Here is a 23379-nt window from a genome sequence, read left to right on the forward strand (position 1 = left end):
CTCAGTACACCTCCGGCGCGGAGAACTCGCGCATCGCATCCACGAGCCAGCGGCCCACATGATCGGCGAACGACGCCCGGGGCAGCACCCGGAACGTCTCCGCGCCCGTTTTCCACACCAGGACCGGAACGTGATCCAGCACCGTGACGATCGCCTGACCTGCGGGGAAGGACCGCGGGTGCAGATCGAAGGAGACGCCCTTCTCCAGGACCAGGCGGGCGCTCGGACCGCTCAGTTCGAAGGTGGTGCGGTTCGCCGAGAGGTCGACGACGGCGCCCGGCAGCCGGGAGCCCGGCTCGCCGAGGGTCGCGGCGAGACGTCCCGCCTCCGCCGGACCGCGATCCAGGCCGGCAGTGCTCTCGTCACCCACCGCGAGGAACTCGTCGGGGCCGATCCACAGGACGGTGTAGCCGCCACCCGCCGTCGTGCTCCCATGACCGGACGGGAGCGGGAAGCCCAGCGCCGCCTCCACGGCCGCGGCCGCAGCGGATCCCGGCACGGCACGGAGGCCCAGCTGGGTCAGGAACGGGATCTCCCGGAGGGTCACGCCCCGTTCGCCGGCCACACCGGCGGCCGCGAAGGCCTCCGCGAGCTGCGCGGCAGGGCTGCGCCGCAGGCTCGCGACGTCGGCCAGGGTTGCCTCGGAAATCATCTCAGCCATCACGGCGCTTCCCTTCAGGGTCGTAAAGGACGGTGTCACCGACCAGGACTTCCACGATCCGGTCCCCGGCGACGGCGGTGAGCTTCTCGCCGATGCGGTTCCGGCCGTTCTTGATCAGAGCCAGCGCGAAGGAACGTCCCAGCGCGGCCGAGTGGTAACTGGAGGTCACGTGTCCCAGCATCGGGACCGGGCCGTACGCCGGGTTGAGCGAGATGCCCTGCTCCACCACCTGCGTGCCTTCCGGCAGCCGGAAGGAGTGGTCCACCGGGAGCAACGAGACCATGTGCTTGCGGTCCGTGCGCGCGGTGTCGATCCGGGCGTAGGAGCGCTTGCCCACGAAGTCCTTCGCCTTGGAGACGATCCACTCCATGCCGGCGTCCTGCGGCGTCACCGTGCCGTCCGTGTCCTGGCCGACGATCGGGTAGCCCTTCTCGGCGCGGAGCACGTGCATGGTCTCCGTGCCGTACGGGGTGATCCCGAACTCGGCTCCGGCCTCCGCCACATCCTCCCAGACCTGCAGGCCGTACCAGGTGGCCACGTTGATCTCGAAAGCCAGCTCGCCGGAGAAGGAGATCCGGCAGACGCGGGCGGGGATGCCCGAGGCCAGGGTGGTCTCGCGCCAGGCCATGAACGGGAAGGCGTCGTTGTCCACGTCGAGCCCGGGGGCGACCTTGGCGATGACGTCGCGGGACTTCGGGCCGACGACGGCCACCGTGGTGACCTGCTCCGTGACGGACGTGAAGTTGACGTCCAGGCCGGGCCACTCCGTCTGGTGCCACTCCTCCAGCCAGTCGAGGACCTTCGCGGCCCCGCCGGTGGTGGTGGTCATGAAGAAGCGGTCCTCGTCGAGGCGGAGGGTCACGCCGTCGTCGAACATCATGCCGTCCGGGCCGCACATGACGCCGTAGCGGCCCATGCCCGGCGCGAGCTTCTTGAACGCGTTGGTGTAGATGCGGTTCAGGAACTCGCCGGCGTCGGCGCCCCAGATCTCGATCTTGCCGAGCGTGGTGGCGTCCATGAAACCGACCGATTCGCGGACGGCCCGGCACTCGCGGAGCACGGCCTCGTCCATCGACTCCCCCGGCTGCGGGAAGTACCAGGGGCGCAGCCACTGGCCGACGAACTCGAACTCGGCGCCGTGGGCCACGTGCCAGGGGTGGATCGAGGTGATCCGCTCCGGATCGAACAGGTCGCCGCGCTTCCGTCCGGCCATGGCCGCGAAAGCCACGGGTGCGTAGGGGGCGCGGAAGGTGGTGGTGCCGATGGAACCGAGGTTCTCCGGCACCCCGCCTTGGGCGTCCTTCAGGGCCGCGGCGATGACGCCGATGGCGTTGACGCCGGAGGTCTTGCCCTGGTCGTTGGCCGTGGAGATCGAGGTGTAGCGCTTGATGTGCTCCACGGACCGCATGCCGGCTCCGGTCGCGCGCAGGACGTCGGCCACGCTCTGGTCCCGCTGCTGGTCCACGAAGTGGGTCTTCCACTCCCCCGGGCCGCCCTCGGATCCGGGCACCAGCCAGAGCTGGCGGGTCGGCGCGGCGGCGGACGGAGCGTGGCTGGACAGGGCGGACGCGTGCGCTCCGGCCTCGGTCACGAAGCCGGCGTTGAACGCTGCCACGGCGCCGGCGTGGGCGCCCTCGGACGCGCAGTCCGCCAGGCGGTACGAGCCGCGGGCCGCGCCCACGATCTGCTGCGCCTTGACCGTGCTCGCCGGCACGAATCCGGCCAGTTCCTCGTCCCAGCGCAGCTTGCCCTGCCGCTGGCTGAAGAGATGGACCACCGGGCTCCAGCCGCCGGAGACGGCCAGGAGATCAGCCTCGATCCGCTCGGGCTCGCCGCTCAGCGAGCCGTCGGCATCGAGCGAGCGGACGACGACGGCGCTCACGCGGCCGGTCTCCCCCTCCGCCTCGGTGCCGCAGACGGCGGCCCCGCTGATCACCCGCACGCCGGCCGCCTCGGCGGTCAGGGCGGCGTCGCTCTTCTCGGGGCGGGCGTCGACGACGGCCGCCACGGGAACCCCGGCGGACGCCAGGTCACGGACCGTCTCGTACGCGGAGTCGTTCGTGGTGAAGACCACGGCCCGGCTGCCGGGCACCACACCGTACCGGTTGAGGTACGTGCGCACCGCGGAGGCGAGCATGATGCCGGGACGGTCGTTGTCCGCGAAGACGAGCGGCCGCTCGTGGGCGCCGGTCGCAAGCACGACCTGGCCTGCCCGGATGTGCCAGAGCCGCTGCCGGGACACGCCCTGGGCGTCCAGCTCGCGGGCGCGCTCCGAGCCGAGGTGATCGGTCCGGGACTCCAGGGCGATCACGTAGTTGGAGTCGTAGGAGCCGAAGGCGTTGGTGCGGGTCAGCACCGTGACCTCCTCGGCTGCGGCGAGTTCCGCGGCGGCCGCGGCGATCCACTCGGGTGCGGGCACGCCGTCGACGGTCTCGCCGGGAGCCGAGAGCAGCGAACCGCCCAGCTCGGGCTGGTCGTCGATCAGGATGACGCGGGCGCCGGTGGCGGCGGCCTGACGTGCGGCGGACAGGCCCGCCGGGCCGGCGCCGATCACCAGGACATCCGTGTGGACGTGCTTCTTGTCGTAGTAGGCCTCATCCTTGCGCGGATCCAGCTTGCCGAGGCCGGACAGGTATTCGGCGTCCAGACCGTCCGTCAGCTCGACGATCGTGGCGGGGAGCATGGACTCGTCCACGCCGCCGGCGCCCCGGTCCTTGACCTTGAGCAGGGCGTTGGGCTCCTCGACCCCGGCGGCCAGGATGCCGCGGGGACGGCCCAGGTACAGGGACGGCGCCGCTTCGACCACCCCGTGGGCGATCAGCGCGGAGGCGACCGTGTCACCGGCGTGACCGGTGTACTCGGCGCCGTCCACTGTGAAGCGGAGCGTGTCCTCACGGGAGATGCGGGCGTGCGGTGCCCGGTCCGCGGGGAGGCGGAACGGCTGGGCGGACTCTGCGGTGCTCACTGGGAGTCTCCTTTCGCGCCGGCGGTGAGGGGTTTCTCCCCTGTGTAGATGGTCTTGAACTCGTACGTCACGGTGTCGCGGAGGGCGTTGAACCACTTGCGGCAGCCGGCGCTGTGGACCCAGCGCTCGGCGAACAGGCCCTTGGGGTTCTCGCGGTAGAACAGGTACCGCGACCATTCGGCGTCGCTCAGGGCGCTGGGGTCCTCGGGATACGGGACGTGCGCCTGTCCCCCGTAATGGAACTCGGTCTCGTCGCGCGGCCCGCAGTTCGGGCAGGTGATGAGCAGCATGGCTCGGCTCCTTTCGTGGGGTCAGTGAGCGACGGCGGCCGCGCCGTGCTCGTCGATGAGTGCGCCAGTTTCGAAGCGCTCCAGGGCGAACGGGGCGTTCAGCGCGTGGGGCTCGTCCGTGGCGATCGTGTGGGCCATGGTCCAGCCGGCGCCCGGGGTCCCCTTGAAGCCGCCGGTCCCCCAGCCGCAGTTCACGTACAGGTTCTCCACGGGCGACTTGCCGACGATCGGCGAGGCGTCCAGGGTGACGTCCACGATGCCGCCCCAGGTGCGGAGCAGATGAGCCCGGGCGAACACCGGGAACAGTTCGACGGCGGCGGCCATCTGCTCCTCGATGACGTGGAAGCCGCCGCGCTGGCCGTAGCCGTTGTAGGAGTCGATGCCGGCGCCCATCACGAGCTCGCCCTTGTGGGCCTGGGAGACGTACACGTGGACGTGATTCGACATCACGACGGTCGGGTGGACGATCTCGTGCAGCTCGGAGACGAGGGCCTGGAGGGGGTGGGACTGGATCGGCAGATCGAAGCCGGCCATCTTCGCGAGCACCGAGGAGTGCCCGGCGGCGCACAGGGCCACCTTGCCGGCGTGGATGGTGCCGCGGCTGGTCTGGACGCCCACCACGCGGTTGCCGTCCTTCAGGAACCCGGTGACTTCACAGTTCTGGATGATGTCCACGCCCAGCTCGTCGGCCTTGCGGGCGAAGGCCCAGGCCACGTGGTCGTGCTTGGCGATGCCGGCGCGCGGCTGGTAGGTGGCGCCGAGGACCGGGTAGCGGATGTCCTGGCCGATGTTCAGGATGGGGCAGAGTTCCTTGACCTGCTCCGGTTCCAGCCATTCGGCGTCGACCCCGTTGAGCTTGTTGGCGCCCACGCGCCGCACGGACTCCCGCACGTCCTGGAGGGTGTGGGCCAGGTTCATGACGCCGCGCTGGCTGAACAGGAAGTCGTACTCCAGCTCCTCCGGCAGGGCCTCCCAGAGGCGCAGGGAGTGCTCGTAGATGGCCGCCGACTCATCCCAGAGGTAGTTGGAACGGATGATCGTGGTGTTGCGGGCCATGTTGCCGCCGGCGAGCCAGCCGCGTTCCAGGATGGCGATGTTCGTCATGCCGTGGTGCTTGGCGAGGTAGTAGGCGGTGGCCAGACCGTGCCCGCCGCCGCCGACGATGATCGCGTCATAGGAGGGCTTGGGGTCCGGGTTCCGCCAGAGGAAATCCGGGTGTTCGGGCAGCAGATCCGCCATCAGAGCGCTCCGTTCTCGGCGTTCAGGTTCGGGTAGAGGGGGTGCTTGTCCGCCAGGACGCGGACGCGGGCGCTGAGTTCCTCGGCGAGCTCGTCGCTGAAGTCCGGCTTCAGGGCGGCGGCGATGATGTCCGCCACCTCGGTGAACTCGGCGGCGCCGAAGCCGCGGGCGGAGAGCGCCGGCGTGCCGATGCGCAGACCGGAGGAGACCATCGGCGGTCGCGGGTCGAACGGCACGGCGTTGCGGTTGACCGTGATGCCGATCCGGTGCAGGCGGTCCTCGCCCTGCTGGCCGTCCAGCTCGGAGTTGCGGAGGTCCACCAGGACGAGGTGCACATCGGTGCCCCCGTTGACCACGGAGACGCCGGCCTGAGCGACGTCGTCGGCCAGCAGGCGGCGGGCGATGATCTGCGCCCCTTCCAGGGTGCGCTGCTGGCGGTCGCGGAAGGCGGGTTCGGCAGCGAGTTTGAAGGCCACGGCCTTCGCCGCCACCACATGCTCGAGCGGGCCGCCCTGCTGGCCGGGGAAGACAGCGGAGTTGATCTTCTTGGCCAACGACTCCTTGCTGAGGATGACGCCGCCGCGCGGGCCGCCGAGGGTCTTGTGCGTCGTGGTGGTCACGACGTCGGCGTACGGCACCGGATTCGGGTGCAGGCCGGCGGCCACCAGACCGGCGAAGTGGGCCATGTCCACCATGAGGTAGGCGCCCACGAGGTCCGCGATGCGGCGGAACTCGGCGAAGTCCAGCTGGCGGGAGTAGGCGGACCACCCGGCGACGATGAGCTTGGGGCGGTGCTCCAGGGCCAGGCGCTCCACCTCCGCCATGTCGATCAGCAGGGTGTCCCGGTTCACCTCATACGGCACCACCTGGTACAGCTTGCCGGAGAAATTGATCTTCATGCCGTGCGTGAGGTGGCCACCGTGAGCCAGGGAGAGGCCGAGGATGGTGTCTCCCGGATCCAGGAGAGCGAACATCGCGGCGGCGTTGGCCTGGGCCCCGGAGTGGGGCTGGACGTTGGCGGCTTCCGCGCCGAAGAGGGCCTTGACGCGGTCGATCGCCAGCTGCTCGATGACATCGACGTGCTCGCAACCCCCGTAATAGCGCTTTCCGGGATACCCCTCGGCGTATTTGTTGGTGAGGACCGATCCCTGAGCCTCCATGACCGCGAGCGGCGCGAAGTTCTCGGAGGCGATCATCTCCAGGGTCCCCTGCTGGCGCAGGAGTTCCCGGTCGATGGCCGCCTTGACGTCGGGATCGGTGTCGGCGAGCGAACGCGTCAGAACCTCGGTCATCTGGTCTCCTCACAAGGCTGGTCTCTGATGGCTAGTATCTAATTGATATATCAGAGTTCTAAGACGAGTATCGCGTTGGTCTGAGAAGATGTCAACGACGATCCATCAGGAAAGGAAGGACTGACGTGACAGCGGATCCGGGAGTCGCAGGACGGTCCCTCGCAGACCAGGCGTACGAGACGATCAAGGACCGCCTGGTCATGCTCGACATCCGGCCCGGCGAGCCCCTGAACGACGGACTCCTGGCAGCCGAGCTCGGCATGGGCCGCACGCCCGTGCGCGAGGCGATCAAACGCCTGGAAACCGATCATCTCCTGGTCTCCTATCCCCGGCGCGGCACCTTCGCCACGAGCGTGGACATCACGGAGCTCGCCGCCATCTGGGACATCCGCTCGGTGCTGGAGCCCGTCGCCGCGCGCCGCGCCGCCGAGAACGCCACCCCCGCCGTGCGGCAGGAGATGAAGGACGTCATCGAACGGCTCCTCGCCGTCGACGAATCGGGGGACGCGCAGAGCGAGCTCATGCGCCTGGACATGGCGGTGCACCGCCTCATCTACCGGGCCGCGGGCAACCCCCACCTGGAAGACGTCCTGATCCGCTACGACAACCTTTCCACCCGCATCTGGTGCCTCGTGATCGAGCGCCTGCCCGGACTGTCGGGGCACATCGTCGAACACGCCGCCTTGCTGCAAGCGATCGTCGACGGCGACGCCGACCGCGCGGCCGAGCTCGCCCTGGCGCACGTCACCGACTTCGAGACGGAGATCCGCAAGGTCCTCTGAGCGGCTCCGCGAACGGCGGGCCGACGGCCCCTCCCCCGGAATTCCGCGCCGCTCCGGCCGGCGCGAACGGTCACCTCCCCGGACTTCTCGACGCAACGCAGTGTTTACACCGCGAACCCTTGACGCTGATATATGAGTTGCGTCACAGTTGTGCATGTTGCTTCCAGTTGCCTCCGATGACCTGAATCGGAGGCCGCAACCGCTAAGGAGAACGACGTGAACACTGTGGCCACCGCGGAACCATCCTCTGCCGGAAGATCCGCCCCAGCCTCTGAAGACACCGCTCTCCGTGTGGAAGGACTGTGGAAGATCTTCGGTCCGAAAGCGGACAAGATCATGGGCACGGCCCAGGCGGATCTCAGCCGTCAGGAGCTTCTCAGCCAGACCGGATGTCTCGCCGCCGTGAAGGACATCTCCTTCGAGGTCGCCCGCGGCGAAGTGTTCGTCATCATGGGTCTCTCCGGCTCCGGCAAGTCGACCCTGGTCCGCCTGCTGACCCGGCTCATCGAACCGACTGCCGGCCGCGTCACGATCAACGGCGAGGACGTCACCCAGGCGAGCAAGGCGAACCTCAGGACGCTGCGCCGCAAGCACATGTCGATGGTCTTCCAGCAGTTCGGCCTCCTGCCGCACCGGAAGGTCATCGACAACGTCGCCTACGGACTGGAGGTCCGCGGTGAGTCCAAGGCGGTCCGCCAGGCGCGGGCCCAGGAGATGGTGGAGCTCGTCGGACTGTCCGGTTACGAGCAGTCCTTCCCCGACCAGCTCTCCGGCGGCATGCAGCAGCGCGTCGGGCTCGCCCGCGCCCTCGCGGTCGATCCCGAGGTCCTCTTCTTCGACGAACCGTTCTCCGCACTGGACCCCCTGATCCGCCGCGACATGCAGAACGAGGTCGTCCGCCTTCACGAAGAGGTGGGCAAGACCATGGTCTTCATCACCCACGACCTTCAGGAAGCTCTGAAGATCGGGGACCGCATCCTCATCATGCGCGACGGCGAGATCGTCCAGGTGGGCACCCCCGCCGAGGTCGTGGCCAATCCGGCCGACGACTACGTCCGCGACTTCGTCTCCGAAGTGCCCCGCTCCCACGTCCTGACCCTGCGCTACGTGGTCCGGCAGCCGCGCCCCGGCGAAGCGCTGGACGGTCCCATCATGCAGGCGGACCAGGTGGTCCGTTCCGCGGCCCGCCAGGTGCTCCACTCCTCGCTTCCGGTCCGGGTCTTCGACGGCGAGGACTTCCTCGGCGTTGTGGATGACGATGACATCCTGCGCGTGGTCGTGGCCGAGGAAGCCCCGTGAGCACGTCCACCAGCGCTCCGGAACGCCAGGCGGGTCCCGCCTCCGAAAGCCCGGCCACGGCCGCAGCGGCGCCCGCCGACTCTCTTCTGGGCAGCCTCCGGCGGCACTGGCGCAGGACGCTGCTGGTCGCCGTCGTCGTCCTCTGGCTGATCCTCTGGGCCCTGCTGAAGGGCACCCAGACCCTGGAGATCGGCGGCGCGGACAAGACCGACATCCACCTGTGGCTCAACAGCGTCCGGGACGCCTTCGACTCGGCCCGGGACACGTCGGCGTTCTTCCAGTACGTGGTGCAGCCCATCACGAACGGCGTCAACGGCCTCGTCACAGGGCTGCAGAGCCTGTTCAGTCAGGGAAGCGCGACGCGGCCCGTCCCTGAAGTGGGCTGGCTCGGCGTCGTGGCGCTCCTCGCCTGGCTCACCTACACCTTCGCGGGGCTCCGCTCCACCATCCTGGTCACGATCTGCGTCCTGCTCTTCGGCTTCTTCGGCTACTGGCAGCAGAGCATCGACACCCTGATCGTCACCTTCGTGGCGGTGATCCTCTGCGCGATCGTCGGTCTGCCCCTCGGCATCTGGATGGCCAGGAGCCAGCGGGCGTCCGCCGTCTTCACCCCCGTACTGGACCTGATGCAGACGCTGCCGTCCTTCGCCTACCTCGCGCCGCTGGCCCTGGTGTTCGGCATCGGCCCGGCCGCGGCGATCGTCACGACCATCATCTACTCCCTGCCGCCCCTGGTGCGCATCACCGAACACGGCATCCGGAACGTCTCCCCGACCACCCTCGAGGCCGTGACCTCCATGGGCGGCACCGCCTGGCAGACGCTCGTCAAAGTGCAGCTGCCTATGGCCCGGCGGACGATCGTGGTCGGCATCAACCAATGCACCATGGCCGCCCTCTCCATGGCGACCATCGCGGCCCTGATCAATGGCCCAGGCCTCGGCCAGCCGGTCCTCCAGTCCCTGCAGTCGCTGGATGTCGGCGGCGCGTTCGTCTCCGGCCTGGCCATCGTCCTCATGGCCGTCATGCTGGACCGCACGACGACGGCCGCCTCCGAGCGCTCCGCCGTCGCCGCCCGCTTCCAGAAGCGCTCCCGTTCGGGCCTGATGCCCGGACCGCGCAAGCGCCGCATCCTCGTGACCGCGGGAGCCGTCGTGGCGGCGATCGCCGTGTACCTCTCGCACAACTACCTGGCGCTCGCCAAGTTCCCGTCCTCCCCGGACCTCGGAACTCCGCTGGCCAACGCCATCTCCGCCGCCACGCAGTGGATCGTCTCCACCTTCGCCGGCTTCACCGGCTGGCTCAAGGACACCGTGACGGCGCTTCTGGTGGACCCACTGCAGTCCCTCCTGGCGCAGGCCCCGTGGTGGGTCATGGTGATCGTCCTGCTGGGCGTCGCACTGGCCCTCGGCGGGATGCGTGCCGCCGCCGTGACGCTGGTCTGCGAGGCGGTCATCCTCGGAACGGGTCTCTGGAACGAGAGCATGAAGACCCTGGCCACCACCCTGGTGGCCACCCTCCTGGTCATCATCGCGGCCATGGCGCTGGGCGTCTGGATGGGGCGGAGCAAGGTGGTGGACTCAGTCATCCGGCCGGTGCTGGACGCGCTCCAGACCATCCCGTCCTTCGTGTACCTGGTCCCGGCGCTGGCCCTGTTCGGACCGACGCGCTTCACCGCCATCATCGCGGCGTTCTGCTACGGCGTGCCCATCGCCACCAAGCTCGTGGCCGACGGGATCCGGGGAGTCTCCCCCGTCACGGTGGAGGCGTCCGAGTCGATGGGCACCACCTCCTGGCAGATGATCTCCAAGGTTCAGCTGCCCATGTCCCGCTCCGCCGTCGTGCTCGCCGCGAATCAGGGCCTCCTCTACGTGCTGTCCATGGTCGTGGTCGGCGGTCTGGTGGGCGGCGGCGGACTCGGGTACCTCGTGGTCGCCGGCTTCTCGCAGTCCCAGCTCTTCGGCAAGGGTCTGGCCGCAGGCATCTCGATCACCGCACTGGGCGTCATGCTCGACCGCATCACCAAATACACCGCGGCCCGTCTGGGCCGGGACTGACAAAGGAAAATGCCATGAAGAAAACGAATCACCAGCGTGGGGGCGCAGCACGCTTGAGGAACACGGCCCTCGCCGCGGTCTTCATGACGGGCCTGCTCGGACTCACGGCCTGCGGCGGGGACATCTCCTCGGCGGGTTCCTCGTCCGGAGCGGCCGCGGCCTGCGGCGCCTTCAACGTCGCCGTGAACCCCTGGGTGGGGTATGAGGCGGACGCCTATGTGGTCGGCACGGTCGCCAAGGAGAAGCTCGGCTGCACCGTCAACTACAAGACGCTGAAAGAGGAAGTCGCGTGGCAGGGCTTCGGCAGCGGTGACGTCGACGTCGTCCTGGAGAACTGGGGCCACCCCGAGCTGACGGACAAGTACATCAAGCAGCAGAAGACGGCGGTGGACGCCGGACCCACCGGCAACACCGGTGTGATCGGCTGGTACGTTCCGCCATGGATGGCCAAGCAGTACCCGGACATCACGGACTATAAGAACCTGAACAAGTACGCCGATCTGTTCAAGACCTCGGAGTCGGGCGGCAAGGGACAGCTGCTCGACGGCGACCCTTCCTACGTCACGAATGACGAGGCCCTGGTCAAGAACCTGAACCTGAACTTCAAGGTGGTCTACGCGGGCAGTGAGCCCGCCCTGATCCAGGCCTTCCGTCAGGCGGAGCAGAAGCACACCCCGCTCCTCGGCTACTTCTACGAGCCCCAGTGGTTCCTCAACGAGGTGCCGCTGGTGAAGGTCAACCTGCCCGCCTACACGGCCGGCTGCGACGCCGACGCCGCGAAGGTGGCCTGTGACTACCCGAAGTACGAGCTGAACAAGATCGCCTCGAGCAAGTTCGCCTCCTCCGGGAGCCCGGCCTACAAGCTGGTGAAGAACTTCACGTGGACCAACGAGGACCAGAACGCCGTCGCCGGTTACATCGCGAAGGACGGGATGAGCCCGGAGGCCGCGGCCAAGAAGTGGATCGACGCCAACCCGGACAAGGTGGCGGCCTGGCTCAAATAAACGTCCCCGGGGCGGAGCCGTCCTCGGCTCCGCCCCGGGTTCGCCACATCAACAGAATGGAGAGCAGCGCATGTCAGGAAACAGAGCAGTAGCCTACAAAGCGCCCGGAGTCGTGGAGGTCATCGACACCGAGTACCCGACGTTCGAATTGAAGGACGGGCCGGGGGTCAACCCGCTCAACGTGGGCCGCAAGGTCCCGCACGGTGCGATCCTGAGGACCGTCACCACCAACATCTGCGGCTCGGACCAGCACATGGTCCGCGGTCGCACCACGGCTCCCCAGGACCTGGTCCTGGGTCACGAGATCACGGGCGAGGTGATCGAGGTGGGGCCCGACGTCGAGTTCCTCAAGGTCGGCGACATCGTCTCGGTCCCCTTCAACATCTCCTGCGGCCGCTGCCGCAACTGCAAGGAGCGCAAGACCGGCATCTGTCTGAACGTGAACCCCGACCGCCCCGGCAGCGCCTACGGCTACGTGGACATGGGCGGCTGGGTCGGAGGCCAGGCCGAGTACGTCCTGGTCCCCTACGCGGACTGGAATCTGCTGAAGTTCCCGGACCGGGACCAGGCCCTGGAGAAGATCATGGATCTGACCATGCTCTCCGACATCTTCCCCACCGGTTTCCACGGCGCCGTGACGGCGGGCGTGGGTGTGGGGTCCACCGTCTACATCGCCGGCGCCGGCCCGGTGGGTCTCGCGGCGGCGGCCGGAGCGCAGCTGCTGGGCGCCGCCGTCGTGATCGTCGGCGACATGAATGAGGACCGCCTGGCACAGGCCCGCTCCTTCGGGTGCGAGACCGTGAACGTCGGCGCCGGTGATCCCCGCGACCAGATCGAACAGCTGCTCGGAGTGCCGGAGGTCGACTGCGGTGTCGACGCCGTGGGCTTCGAGGCCCGGGGGCACGGCAAGGACGCCTCGCACGAGGCCCCGGCGACCGTGCTCAACTCGCTCATGGACCTGACGGCCGCCGGCGGCGCGCTGGGCATCCCCGGACTCTATGTCACGGGCGATCCCGGCGGCATCGACGAGGCCGCGCAGCGGGGCTCCCTCTCGCTGTCACTCGGCACCGGCTGGGCGAAGTCGCTCTCCTTCACCACGGGTCAGTGCCCGGTCATGAAGTACAACCGCCAGCTCATGATGGCGATCCTCCACGACAAGGTGCAGATCGCCAAGGCGGTCAACGCCCGGGCGATCCCCCTGGAGGACGCTCCGCGCGGTTATGCCGAGTTCGACGCCGGCGCCGCCACCAAGTACGTGCTGGATCCGAACGGTTACGTGAGGAACTGACACAGGCCGCCCGCGCTGCGGGCCCACTCCTCCGTGAGTGGGCCCGTGCGTGCGTGTCCCGAGCCCTCCCGGCGAGATCCGGGAGGGCTCTCTCCGCGCGCCCGGGATCGCGCTTGGGAGCGCGCCCTGGAGCGCGCCCGGCGTCGTGCGGAGACCCGCGGAAAGCCGGTGGATGCGCCACCGGGGATTTTCGCCATAGTCTGTCCGAGTGGAACCCAGCACAGTGAATTCCCGGCAGCAGGTGGACCGTCAGTCCCGCATTCTGGATGCGGTGCTGGAGCTGCTCTCGCGTCATGGCATCTCGGGGGTCAACATGCGAGCGGTGGCGAGGGAAGCCGGCGTCGCGCTCGGACTCGTGAACTACTACTACGCGGACAAGCCCAGTCTCATCCGCGCGGTGCTCGGCCGGATCAGCGAAAGCGATCTGCGGCTGGTCGCCCCGGATCCCGACGCGACCCCCGATGAGCAGCTGCGCACGGCGCTGCGTCGCGTCGCGGCGCCGGAGATCCTGACCACCCAGTACCTCTCCCTGCGTCTCCACCTCTGGGCCCTCGCCCAGGCCGATGAGGAGTTCGCCGCCATCAACGCCGAGGCGTTCGACCGGTATCTCGACGGGCTCGCCGAGCTGATCTCCAAGGCGAAGCCCACCCTCACGCCGGCGCAGTGCAAAGACCGGGCGGCCGACGTCGTCGTGGTGCAGAACGGCATGTGGCTCACGTCGCTGCTGGGCATCGATCCGTCGTCCATCGAGCGGAGCATCCTTCGCACGGAAGAGATCGCTTTCGCCGACTGAACGGCGGTCCTCCCCCTCGTCCGCGCCAATGTGACGCGACTCTTTCCCTCTGGCCGGACCGCCCTCTTCCGCGCCTGAACAGGCCTGACGGGCGCCGGCGCGCACCCCTTTGAACAAACGTCCAAACTGGGTCTTGAACGTTTGTTCAAGCTCCGCTAACCTCGAAAATATGACCCGCGTCACACCGGCGCGGGTCGCGCGGAGCAGACGCCGTGCTTCCGCTCGAGGTGCAAGGAGACTTCATGAGCAACAGCAGCTACGACTACGTGATCGTGGGCGGAGGAAGCGCCGGCTCCGTGCTGGCCAACCGCCTGAGCGAGGGCGGCACCCGCAGCGTGCTGGTCCTGGAAGCGGGCCGCAGTGACTACCCCTGGGACCTGTTCATCCAGATGCCCGCGGCCCTGACCTTCCCCAGCGGCAACCCGTTCTACGACTGGCGCTACGAATCGGACCCCGAACCGCACATGGGCGGTCGTCGCGTGGCCCACGCCCGCGGCAAGGTGCTCGGCGGCTCCAGTTCCATCAACGGCATGATCTTCCAGCGCGGCAATCCCCTGGACTACGAGCGCTGGGGCGCCGACGCCGGGATGGAGACCTGGGACTACGCCCACTGTCTGCCCTACTTCCGCCGCATGGAGACCACACTCGCCGCGGACCCGGACGACGAGTTCCGCGGCCATGACGGCCCCCTCGTCCTGGAACGCGGCCCGGCCACCAACCCCCTCTTCGGCGCGTTCTTCCAGGCCGCCCAGCAGGCCGGCTTCCCTCTCACCGACGATGTCAACGGCTACCGCCAGGAGGGCTTCGCCCCCTTCGACCGCAACGTCCACAAGGGCCAGCGCCTCTCCGCCTCCCGCGCCTATCTCCGTCCGAACCGCGGCCGCCCGAACCTGACCGTGCAGACCCGCGCGTTCGTCACCAAGGTCAACTTCAGCGGCGACACCGCCACGGGCGTCACCTACCGCCACAACGGCAAGACGCACACCGTCAACGCCGGCGAGGTGATCCTCTCCGGCGGCGCCATCAACACCCCGCAGCTGCTGCAGCTCTCCGGCGTGGGCGACGCGCAGCACCTCCGGAACTTCGGCATCAAGTCGGTGGTCAACCTCCCCGGCGTCGGCGAGAACCTGCAGGACCACCTCGAGGTCTACATCCAGCACGCCTGCACCCAGCCCGTCTCCATGCAGCCCGCGCTCGACGTGTGGCGCATGCCGTTCATCGGTCTGCAGTGGCTCCTCGGCCGGAAGGGTCCCGCCGCCACCAACCACTTCGAAGGCGGCGGCTTCGTCCGGTCCAACGAGGACGTGGCCTACCCCAACCTCATGTTCCACTTCCTGCCGGTGGCGGTGCGCTACGACGGTCAGAAGGCCGAGGCCAAGCACGGCTACCAGGTCCACATCGGCCCCATGTACTCCGATGCCCGTGGCAGCCTGAAGATCCGCTCCTCGGACCCGACCGTGCACCCGTCCATGATCTTCAACTATCTCTCCACGGACCAGGACCGCCGCGAATGGGTCGAAGCCGTCCGCATCTCGCGCGACATCCTCGGCCAGTCCGCCATGGCCCCCTACAACGGCGGGGAGATCTCCCCCGGCGCCCGCGTCCAGACGGACCAGGAGATCCTCGACTGGGTCGCCAAGGACGCCGAGACGGCCCTGCACCCGTCGTGCACCGCCAAGATGGGCCCGGCCTCGGACCCGATGGCGGTGGTGGATCCACTCACCATGCGCGTGCACGGCACCAAGGGTCTGCGCGTCGTGGACGCCTCCGCCATGCCGTACGTGACCAACGGCAACATCTACGCACCGGTCATGATGCTGGCCGAGCGGGCCGCGGACCTCATCCTGGGCAACGAGCCGCTCGCCGCGCAGCACACCGAGTTCTACCGCCACGGCATCTCCCCGCTTGAGCGGGACCAGTCCGCCAACGGCCAGTCAGTGAAGGGTTGAGAAGATGACCGTGACACCCACCGAGACGAAGACCATCCGGGGCCTGTACATCGACGGGTGCTGGCAGCAGGCCGCCGACGACGGGACCACCACAGTGCGCTGTCCGGCGGACGGGCGGGAGGTCGCCGTCGTCGTGTCGGCCACCGTCGAGGACGCCGAGCGGGCGATCGCCGGCGCGCGCAACGCCTTCGACGAGGGCCCGTGGCGCCGGAAGACCGACATCGAGCGCGGCGAGGTCCTTCTGAAGATCGCGGGCCTGCTCGAACGCGACAAGGCCGCGTACGCGCGGGCCGAGGCCCTGGACACGGGCAAGCGCCTGGTCGAGGCCGAGTACGACATCGACGACATCGCCTCCTGCTTCCGGTACTACGGCAAGATCGCTGGCCTCGACGCCGGCCGCGTGATCGACACCGGACTGCCGAACGCCATCAGCCGCGTGGTGTATGAACCGCTCGGCGTCTGCGCCCTCATCGCGCCGTGGAACTACCCACTCCTCCAGGCCGCCTGGAAGGTGGCCCCGGCACTCGTGGCAGGCAACTCGTTCGTGCTCAAGCCCAGCGAGCTCACCCCCTCGACGTCCATCCTGCTCATGGAGACGCTGGCGGAGGCCGGGGTTCCGGCCGGCGTCGCGAACCTCGTCACAGGAAGCGGCTCCAAGGTCGGACCGGTGCTGAGCTCCGATCCCCGGGTGGATCTCGTCTCCATGACGGGAAGCCTGGCCACGGGCCAGACCATCATGGCGTCCGCGGCCGAGACCGTGAAGCGCATCGCCTTCGAACTCGGCGGGAAGAACCCGAACGTCGTGTTCGCCGACGCCGACTGGGACGCGGCGCTGGACAACGCCCTGACCGCGGTGTTCCTGCACTCCGGTCAGGTCTGCTCGGCCGGCGCCCGGCTCGTCGTGGAGGAGAGCATCGCGGACCGCTTCGTGGCCGAGATCGTGGAGCGCGCTCAGAAGATCCGGATGGGCGGCCCGTTCGACGCCGACGCCGAGACCGGCCCGCTCATCTCCGCGAAGCACCGTGACCAGGTCCACGCTTACGTCCAGGCGGGCATCGCCGAGGGGGCCGAGCTGCTCTGCGGCGGCTTCATCCCCGACGACGGCCCGCTCGCCGACGGCTTCTTCTACCCGCCCACCGTGCTCGGCAACTGCCGTTCCGGCATGAGCGTGCTGCAGGAGGAGTCCTTCGGCCCCGTGCTGACCGTCGAGACGTTCCGCACCGAGGCCGAGGCGGTGGCGATCGCCAACGACACCGAGTACGGCCTGGCGGGCGCGGTGTGGACCTCGGACGCGTCGAAGGCGCAGCGGGTCGCCGGCGCTCTGCGGCACGGGACCATCTGGATCAACGACTACCACCCCTACGTCCCCCAGGCCGAGTGGGGCGGGTTCGGCAAGTCGGGCATCGGGCGGGAACTCGGACGCGCCGGGCTCAACGAATACCGGGAGGCCAAGCACATCTGGCAGAACATCCAGCCTGCTCCCAGCGGCTGGTTCGGCTCCTCCGACTGAGCAGCGCCTACCGGCAGAACAGCAGCATCCGGTATTCCAGGAGATCCGGCCGGGCGTGCAACGAGGCACGCCTGATCGGTTCCGCCGCCCCATTCCCGGGGCGGCGGGACCGGCGGGTCACATGAACGAGGAGCACAGATGTCAGAATCACGCACCGCCACCGGCCCCGGTAAGGCCGCCGACAGCAGCGGAATGGATGAGTTCGGCTACGCCCAGACTCTCGACCGCAGCATCGGGAAATTCGCCAGTTTCGCCGCAGGAGTCAGCTACATCTCCATCCTGACCGGCGTCTTCCAGCTTTTCTATTTCGGTTTCTCCACCGCCGGACCGGCGTACGCCTGGTCCTGGCCCATCGTCTTCGTCGGCCAGCTCATGGTCGCACTCTGCTTCGCCGAACTCGCCGGCCGGTATCCGGTGGCCGGTTCGGTCTACAACTGGGCCAAGAGGCTCAGCAGCGGCACCCCGTCCTGGCTGGCCGGCTGGCTGCTCCTGATCTCGTCGATCATGGCGCTCGGGTCCGTCGCCCTGGCCCTGCAGATCACCCTGCCGCAGCTGTGGAGCGGCTTCCAGTTCATCGGCGATGGTTCCGGCCCCTACGACTTCGCGATCAACGGCGTGGTCCTGGCCACGGGCATGATCGTCATCTCCACGCTGATCAATGCGTTCGGAGTGAAGCTGATGACCAAGATCAACAGCATCGGCGTGTTCGTCGAGCTCATCGCCGCCGTCCTGCTGGTCGCCGCACTCTTCTGGCACGTGAACAACGGCCCCGAAGTCCTGCTGGACACCCGCGGTTTCGGCGAAGGCAAACCCATGGGTTTCTTCGGGGTGTTCCTCATCGCGGCGATGGCCTCGGGCTACGTCATGTACGGCTTCGACACCGCCTCGTCCCTGGGTGAGGAGACGAAGGATCCCAAGAAGACCGCCCCCAAGGCGATCATCCGTGCCGTCACGGCGTCCTTCCTGCTCGGCGGCCTGCTGCTGTTCGGCGGCATCCTCGCGGCTCCGGATCTGAACGATCCGAAGCTGGGGTCCCCCGACGGCGGGCTGCAGCACATCGTGCTGTCCGTCCTGGGCGGCCCCTTCGGGAAGGCGTTCCTGGTCTGCATCGTCGTCGCCGTCGTCGTGTGCACGCTCGCAGTCCACGCCGCCGCCATCCGCATGATGTTCGCCATGGCCCGCGACAACAACCTCCCGTTCAGCCGCCAGCTGAGCAAGGTGGATCCGGTGCGCAAGACCCCCAAGGTGGCCGCCATCGTCATCGGCGTGCTGGCGATCATCCCGCTGCTGGTGAACATCACCCAGCCGGCCATCTTCACGATCCTGTCCAGCATCAGCATCGTGCTGATCTACCTGTCGTATCTGCTGGTCACCGCGCCGATGCTCCGCCGTCGCTTCCAGAAACGCTGGCCGCTGAAGGACGACGGCGCCGAGGTCGGTTTCAGCCTCGGGAAATGGGGCCTTCCCGTGAACATCCTGGCGGTGCTGTGGGGCGGGGCCATGACGCTCAACCTTGTGTGGCCGCGTCAGGAGATCTACAACTCCGTCCCTCCGTTCGAGTGGTACTTCCAGTGGGGCGGGGTGATGTTCGTGGTCGGGGTGATCGTCATCGGCACCCTTCTGTACCGCCTGAAGCTCCGGCATCAGACAGGTGTTCTCGCCGAACATGCGGCGGTGGCGGAGGCGCCGGCGGATCCGGCCGCCGGGGCGACTTCCGTGGAAACGGACGACCTGGCGCTCCAGCCGTGCCCGGTGCATCACCGTCACCATCGGCGGACGCCGGCCCTCAGCGGCGCCGGGACCGCCCGCTGTCCTTACGAGCCGCAGGGGAACTAGCTGAAAAGGCCGTGACAGTGCGCCGGCTGAATGCCCAGGCGAGGAGCCCGCACAGGGCGAACCCTGCGCCGAGAATGGCGCATCCGATCCACCCCGAGGCGGAGTAGATCGTGGAGGTGGCGGTCGCGCCGAGGGCGGAGCCGAGCGAGTAGAAGATCATGTAACCACCGATCGCGCTGCTGGTCTGTTCGGGGTAGGCGGCGGTGAGAAGGGACTGATTGCTGACGTGCGCGGCCTGGACTGCGAAGTCCAGGCCGATGACACCGACGGCGACCCACCAGAGGGACCACGTGACCTGCCCTGATGCGATCCAGGACAGCGCCAGCACTGCCAGAGCAGCACCGGTAACCTGGTTGGCGTGGCCATGGTCGGCCCATCTGCCGGCCCGTGCAGCGCCCAGCGCGCCGGCGAGCCCGGCGACTCCGAACATGCCGATCTGGGCCGCGCCCAGCCGCCACGGTTCAACTGCCAGTGGTAGCGCGAGCCCGCTCCAGAGCGTGCCGAAGGAAGCGAAGAGGAAGAACGCGATCATCCCACGCGAAACGAACAGCGGCTCACGGAAGAGGTGCGCCAACGAGGTCAGCACGTCGCCGTAAGTCCGGCGATGTGAGCGATGGTCCGCAGGCAGCAGCGTCAAGACCGCGATCGACAGTGCGGCGAGAAGCAGCGCGAGCGTGATGTAGACGCTTCGCCACCCCCACAGATCTGCAAGGATCCCGGCCAGCACTCGAGCCCCGAGTATTCCGATGATGACTCCGGATGTGACGATTCCAAGCGTGCGGCCACGCTCCTCCGGCGTCGACAGGTCAGCGGCGAATGCGACGGTCGTCTGCACGACGACGGCGAACAGGCCCGTCGCGGCGATACCTACGAGGAGCAGCCACAGCCCAGGAGCGACCGCGGTCACCAGCATGCCGACGGCGGCGAGGACCAGCTGACCTCCGATGAGCTTGCGCCGGTCCAGCATGTCTCCCAAGGGGACCAGGACAGCCAATCCGATCAGGTACCCGATCTGTCCGGCGGCCACGATCCACCCGACGTCAGACTCGGGCATTCCCAGATCTCGCCCGATCTGCGCGAGCACGGGCTGAGCGACGTAGATCGTCGCGACGGCAACCGAGCAGACCGCCGCGAGCAGCATCCTTCGGCCAGGCATGGGTCCCACAGCGCCTCCAATCAGTAGCAATTTGCAACTGATTCAGTATGGCAGAATGGTTTCGATCTGCAACTCATTGGGAGGCGTGATGAACGCGGCCGTACACCGTGACAAAGTGATCTGGACCGATCCGGAGTGCCCGGTCGCGCGGACGCTCGACCTCGTCGGTGACCGGTGGAGCTTCCTGATCATTCGCGATGCGATGGATGATGCCCGATCATTCACGGACTTCCAGCACCGCACAGGGGTCGCCCGCAACATCCTCACGGACCGACTGCGTCGCCTTGTTGATCGCGGCATCCTTGAACGGGAGACGGCGGCGTCCGGACGTCGCCAGGTCTACGTCCTCACCGCAGCGGGCCGAGACCTCTTCACGGTCATCGTGGCCCTGCGCCAGTGGGGCGAGCGATACGCGTTCAACGACGATGAAGCGCATTCCGAACTCGTTGACGAGAACGGTGACCCGCTGGCCCAACTGCGCCCGACCGACGTTCACGGTCATCGCGTCGGCGTCGCCTCAACCGCGGTAAGGCGCCCCAACGAACACAACTCCTGAGCACGTTCTCGGAAGTGCCAGGGTGAAGGGCATCGACCGGCCGGATCGCCCGTGCCTCCCCTGCTCCCGCAGGCCTCCTCCTCTCCCCCCGGCCGGACAGTCATCTCCCCCGGAAGCACAGCCCACGCACGACACAGCTCCGCCCCGGTCACGGATGTCCATGACCGGGGCGGAGCCGTGGGTGACTGCGGATCAGCCGCGGATGCGCTCCATGGAGGGGTCGTAGAGCGGCTCGGCCGTCACGGTGGCGGGAATCCGCTCACCGAAGTACTCGATCTCCACCTGGTCGCCGATGCCGACGGCGGTGGGCAGCCAGGCGTAGGCGATCGGGCGGTGGATCGAGAAGCCGTACGCGGCGCTCGTGACATACCCGGAGGCCTCGCCGTCGACGTACACCGGCTCCTTGCCCAGCACCACCGAGCGGCCGTCGTCGATCGTCAGACAGCGCAGCGTCTTCTCCGCCGGCTGTTCCTTGCGCTCGGCGAGCGCCTCAGCGCCGGTGAAGCCCACCTTGTCCTTGGCCACGGAGAAGCCGAGGCCCGCCTGGTACGGGTGGTGCTCGGTGTTCATGTCCGTGCCCCAGAGCCGGTAGCCCTTCTCCAGACGGAGGCTGTTGAAGGCGCCACGTCCGGCGGCGATGATGCCGAACTCCTGGCCGGCCTCGAAGAGCAGGTCCCAGAGCTTCAGCCCGTACTCGGCGCTCGTGTAGAGCTCCCAGCCGAGTTCGCCGACGTAGGACAGGCGCATCGCGGTGACCGGGATGCCGCCCACGGAGATCTCCTTGGCGCGGAAGTACTTCAGGCCGTCGTTGCTGAGATCGTCGCCGCTCACCTTGCCGATCACCTCACGGGCCAACGGGCCCCAGAGGCCGATGCAGCAGGTGCTGCCGGTGATGTCGGTGACGTGGGCCCACCGCGACGGATCCTCGGCGGACTGCTTGCGCGCCTCGGCCCGCAGGTAGTCGAAGTCGACATTGCTGTTGACGCCGAGCTGGAAGCGCTCCTCATCGAGGCGCGCGACCGTCACGTCACTGCGGATGCCGCCGTCGTGCTCCAGGAGCAGACAGTACGTGACCGCACCCGGCTTCTTGGTGATGTTGCCGGTGCTGAGGCGGTGCAGCAGCGCTTCCGCGCCCGGGCCGACCACCTCGAGGCGCTTGAGCGGCGTCATGTCATACAGCGCGACGGCGGTGCGCGTCTTCCACGCCTCGGCGGCGGAGATGGGCGAGTGGAACATGCCGGACCAGGACTCGCGCTCCGGCGCCTGCCACTCGTCCGGGAGCTCTTCGAGGAGCCCGCGGTTCGCCTCGAACCAGTGCGGGCGTTCCCAGGCCGAGGCCTCCAGGAAGAAGGCGCCCAGTTCCTTCTGCCGGACGTGGAACGGGCTCACGCGCAGGTCCCGCGGGGATTCCTTGGGCTGCAGGGGGTGAAGGATGTCGTAGATCTCCACGAAGTTCTGCTGCGAGGTCTCCGAGACATAGTCATCGGACGTCTGCACCTTTTCGAAGCGGGTCAGCTCCGTGCCGTGCAGATCCGTGCGGGAACGGCCCTCGATGAGGAGTTCGGCCACGGCCTTCGCGACGCCGGCGGAATGGGTCACCCAGACCGCTTCGGCGACGAAGAAGCCGCTCAGGTCCGGGTGCTCGCCGATGAGCGGGCCGCCGTCGGGGGTGAAGGAGAAGATCCCGTTGAAGCCGTCCTCGATCTCCGCGTTCCGCAGGGCCGGAAGCAGGTCCTGGCTGTCCTCCCAGGCCGGGAGAAAGTCCTCCAGCGTGAAGTCCAGGCGGGACGGCATCTTGTGATCGGACATCTCCTCGGCGGAGACCTGCGGCAACTGGGTCATGTCCACGGGCATCGGGCGGTGGGCGTAGCTGCCGATGCCGATGCGGTCGCCCCACTCGCGGTAGTAGAGGTCCTTGTCCTGGTAGCGCAGGATCGGCTTGCTGGCGCCCTTGGGCAGCTCGTTGACCCCGTCGAGTTCGGGCAGGGGCGTGGTGACGGCGTACTGGTGCCCGAGCGGCAGCAGCGGCACTTCGAGGCCGACCATCTTGCCCAGCTCCCGGCCCCAGAATCCGGCGCAGGAGACCACGATGTCGGCCGGGATCAGGCCGGCGTCCGTCTCGACGCCGGTGACCTTGCCGCCGTCGCGGGCGATGCCGGTCACGGTGGTGGAGCCGCGGAACTCGACGCCGCGCTCGCTCGCGCGTTCGATGAGCAGCTGCACGGCACGAGCGGCGAGCGCCAGTCCGTCACTCGGGATGAGCAGGCCGCCGAGGATCTCGCGGCCATCGCTCAGCGCACCCGTGGTCAGCAGGGGGTAGTGCTTCTCGCATTCGTCGGCGTCGATGATGCGGCTCTCGACGCCCCAGGAAGTCATGAGACCCATCTTGCGGTGGAGGTCCTTCAGCCGTTCCGGCGTGGTGGCGAGCTCGAGGCCGCCCACCTGGTTGAAGCAGGACTGGCCGTCCTTGCTCAGGGCCAGGAGCTTCTCCACGGTGTACGTGGCGAACTGGGTCATGGTCCGGGACCCGTTGTTCTGGAACACCAGGCCCGGCGCATGGGATGTCGAGCCGCCCGCCAGCTCCAGGGGTCCCTGCTCGACGACCGTGACGTTCGTCCAGCCGCGACTGGAGAGTTCGTCCGCGAGGTTGGTGCCGACGATGCCGGCGCCGATGATGACGACTCGTGGTGATGTGCTCATCTTCT

At 68.2% G+C, this 23379-nt stretch carries 17 protein-coding genes; 10 read left to right on the plus strand and 7 right to left on the minus strand.

The window, feature by feature from the left end:
• Position 1: 1 nt before the first annotated feature.
• Genes QFZ52_RS08910 through glyA form a run of 5 tightly spaced genes read right to left on the minus strand, consistent with a single transcriptional unit; the run spans position 2 to position 6447 of the window.
• The gene (locus QFZ52_RS08910; protein WP_307497261.1) at positions 2 to 661 is read right to left on the minus strand and encodes a sarcosine oxidase subunit gamma; all 660 of its coding nucleotides are present in this window, start codon (positions 659 to 661) and stop codon (positions 2 to 4) included.
• Positions 654 to 3626: a sarcosine oxidase subunit alpha family protein gene (locus QFZ52_RS08915; protein WP_307497262.1), complete on the minus strand. Its 2973-nt coding sequence runs from the start codon at positions 3624 to 3626 to the stop codon at positions 654 to 656. The genes QFZ52_RS08910 and QFZ52_RS08915 overlap by 8 nt, the downstream gene beginning before the upstream one ends.
• Positions 3623 to 3916 (minus strand): sarcosine oxidase subunit delta, encoded by a 294-nt coding sequence (locus tag QFZ52_RS08920; protein WP_066210618.1) that lies wholly within the window; start codon positions 3914 to 3916, stop codon positions 3623 to 3625. The genes QFZ52_RS08915 and QFZ52_RS08920 overlap by 4 nt, the downstream gene beginning before the upstream one ends.
• Before the next feature lie 21 nt (positions 3917 to 3937).
• Positions 3938 to 5155 carry a sarcosine oxidase subunit beta family protein gene (locus tag QFZ52_RS08925; protein WP_066210620.1) on the minus strand — a complete coding sequence of 406 codons (1218 nt, stop codon included), beginning with the start codon at positions 5153 to 5155 and terminating at the stop codon, positions 3938 to 3940.
• Entirely contained in the window at positions 5155 to 6447 is a 1293-nt protein-coding gene (gene glyA / locus QFZ52_RS08930; RefSeq protein WP_307497264.1) for a serine hydroxymethyltransferase, read from the minus strand. The genes QFZ52_RS08925 and glyA overlap by 1 nt, the downstream gene beginning before the upstream one ends.
• A 125-nt stretch (positions 6448 to 6572) precedes the next feature.
• On the opposite strand from glyA, the gene QFZ52_RS08935 reads away from it, so the two are divergent.
• The 9 genes from QFZ52_RS08935 to QFZ52_RS08975 all read left to right on the plus strand — a co-directional run bounded on the left by QFZ52_RS08935 (position 6573) and on the right by QFZ52_RS08975 (position 18962).
• Entirely contained in the window at positions 6573 to 7229 is a 657-nt protein-coding gene (locus QFZ52_RS08935) for a GntR family transcriptional regulator (protein WP_307497265.1), read from the plus strand.
• Between the two features lie 291 nt (positions 7230 to 7520).
• Positions 7521 to 8528 (plus strand): quaternary amine ABC transporter ATP-binding protein, encoded by a 1008-nt coding sequence (locus QFZ52_RS08940; protein ID WP_307497266.1) that lies wholly within the window; start codon positions 7521 to 7523, stop codon positions 8526 to 8528.
• Entirely contained in the window at positions 8525 to 10582 is a 2058-nt protein-coding gene (locus tag QFZ52_RS08945; protein ID WP_307497267.1) for an ABC transporter permease, read from the plus strand. The genes QFZ52_RS08940 and QFZ52_RS08945 overlap by 4 nt, the downstream gene beginning before the upstream one ends.
• Before the next feature lie 14 nt (positions 10583 to 10596).
• Entirely contained in the window at positions 10597 to 11586 is a 990-nt protein-coding gene (locus QFZ52_RS08950; protein WP_307497268.1) for an ABC transporter substrate-binding protein, read from the plus strand.
• A gap of 70 nt (positions 11587 to 11656) precedes the next feature.
• Positions 11657 to 12874: a formaldehyde dehydrogenase, glutathione-independent gene (gene fdhA, locus QFZ52_RS08955; protein WP_307497269.1), complete on the plus strand. Its 1218-nt coding sequence runs from the start codon at positions 11657 to 11659 to the stop codon at positions 12872 to 12874.
• A 208-nt stretch (positions 12875 to 13082) separates the two neighbouring features.
• Positions 13083 to 13667 carry a TetR/AcrR family transcriptional regulator gene (locus QFZ52_RS08960; protein ID WP_307497270.1) on the plus strand — a complete coding sequence of 195 codons (585 nt, stop codon included), beginning with the start codon at positions 13083 to 13085 and terminating at the stop codon, positions 13665 to 13667.
• A gap of 242 nt (positions 13668 to 13909) precedes the next feature.
• Positions 13910 to 15616, plus strand: a complete 1707-nt coding sequence (betA, locus tag QFZ52_RS08965; protein ID WP_307497272.1) for a choline dehydrogenase — start codon at positions 13910 to 13912, stop codon at positions 15614 to 15616.
• 4 nt (positions 15617 to 15620) lie between these two features.
• Positions 15621 to 17126: an aldehyde dehydrogenase family protein gene (locus tag QFZ52_RS08970; RefSeq protein ID WP_307497273.1), complete on the plus strand. Its 1506-nt coding sequence runs from the start codon at positions 15621 to 15623 to the stop codon at positions 17124 to 17126.
• Between the two features lie 138 nt (positions 17127 to 17264).
• Positions 17265 to 18962: an APC family permease gene (locus QFZ52_RS08975; protein WP_307497275.1), complete on the plus strand. Its 1698-nt coding sequence runs from the start codon at positions 17265 to 17267 to the stop codon at positions 18960 to 18962.
• On the opposite strand, the gene QFZ52_RS08980 is transcribed toward QFZ52_RS08975, so the two are convergent.
• A complete protein-coding gene (locus QFZ52_RS08980; RefSeq protein ID WP_307498693.1) occupies positions 18913 to 20118 on the minus strand; it encodes an MFS transporter in 1206 nt (401 codons plus the stop codon). The genes QFZ52_RS08975 and QFZ52_RS08980 overlap by 50 nt on opposite strands.
• Positions 20119 to 20173: 55 nt before the next feature.
• Here QFZ52_RS08980 and QFZ52_RS08985 point away from each other — a divergent pair, with 55 nt between their 5' ends.
• Positions 20174 to 20674: a winged helix-turn-helix transcriptional regulator gene (locus QFZ52_RS08985; RefSeq protein ID WP_307497276.1), complete on the plus strand. Its 501-nt coding sequence runs from the start codon at positions 20174 to 20176 to the stop codon at positions 20672 to 20674.
• Positions 20675 to 20866: 192 nt separating this feature from the next.
• Here the strand turns inward: QFZ52_RS08985 and QFZ52_RS08990 are convergent, their stop codons facing one another.
• Positions 20867 to 23374: a GcvT family protein gene (locus tag QFZ52_RS08990; protein WP_307497277.1), complete on the minus strand. Its 2508-nt coding sequence runs from the start codon at positions 23372 to 23374 to the stop codon at positions 20867 to 20869.
• Between the last annotated feature and the right edge of the window lie 5 nt (positions 23375 to 23379).

Source organism: Arthrobacter woluwensis (assembly GCF_030816155.1).
Lineage (GTDB): Bacteria > Actinomycetota > Actinomycetes > Actinomycetales > Micrococcaceae > Arthrobacter_E > Arthrobacter_E woluwensis_A.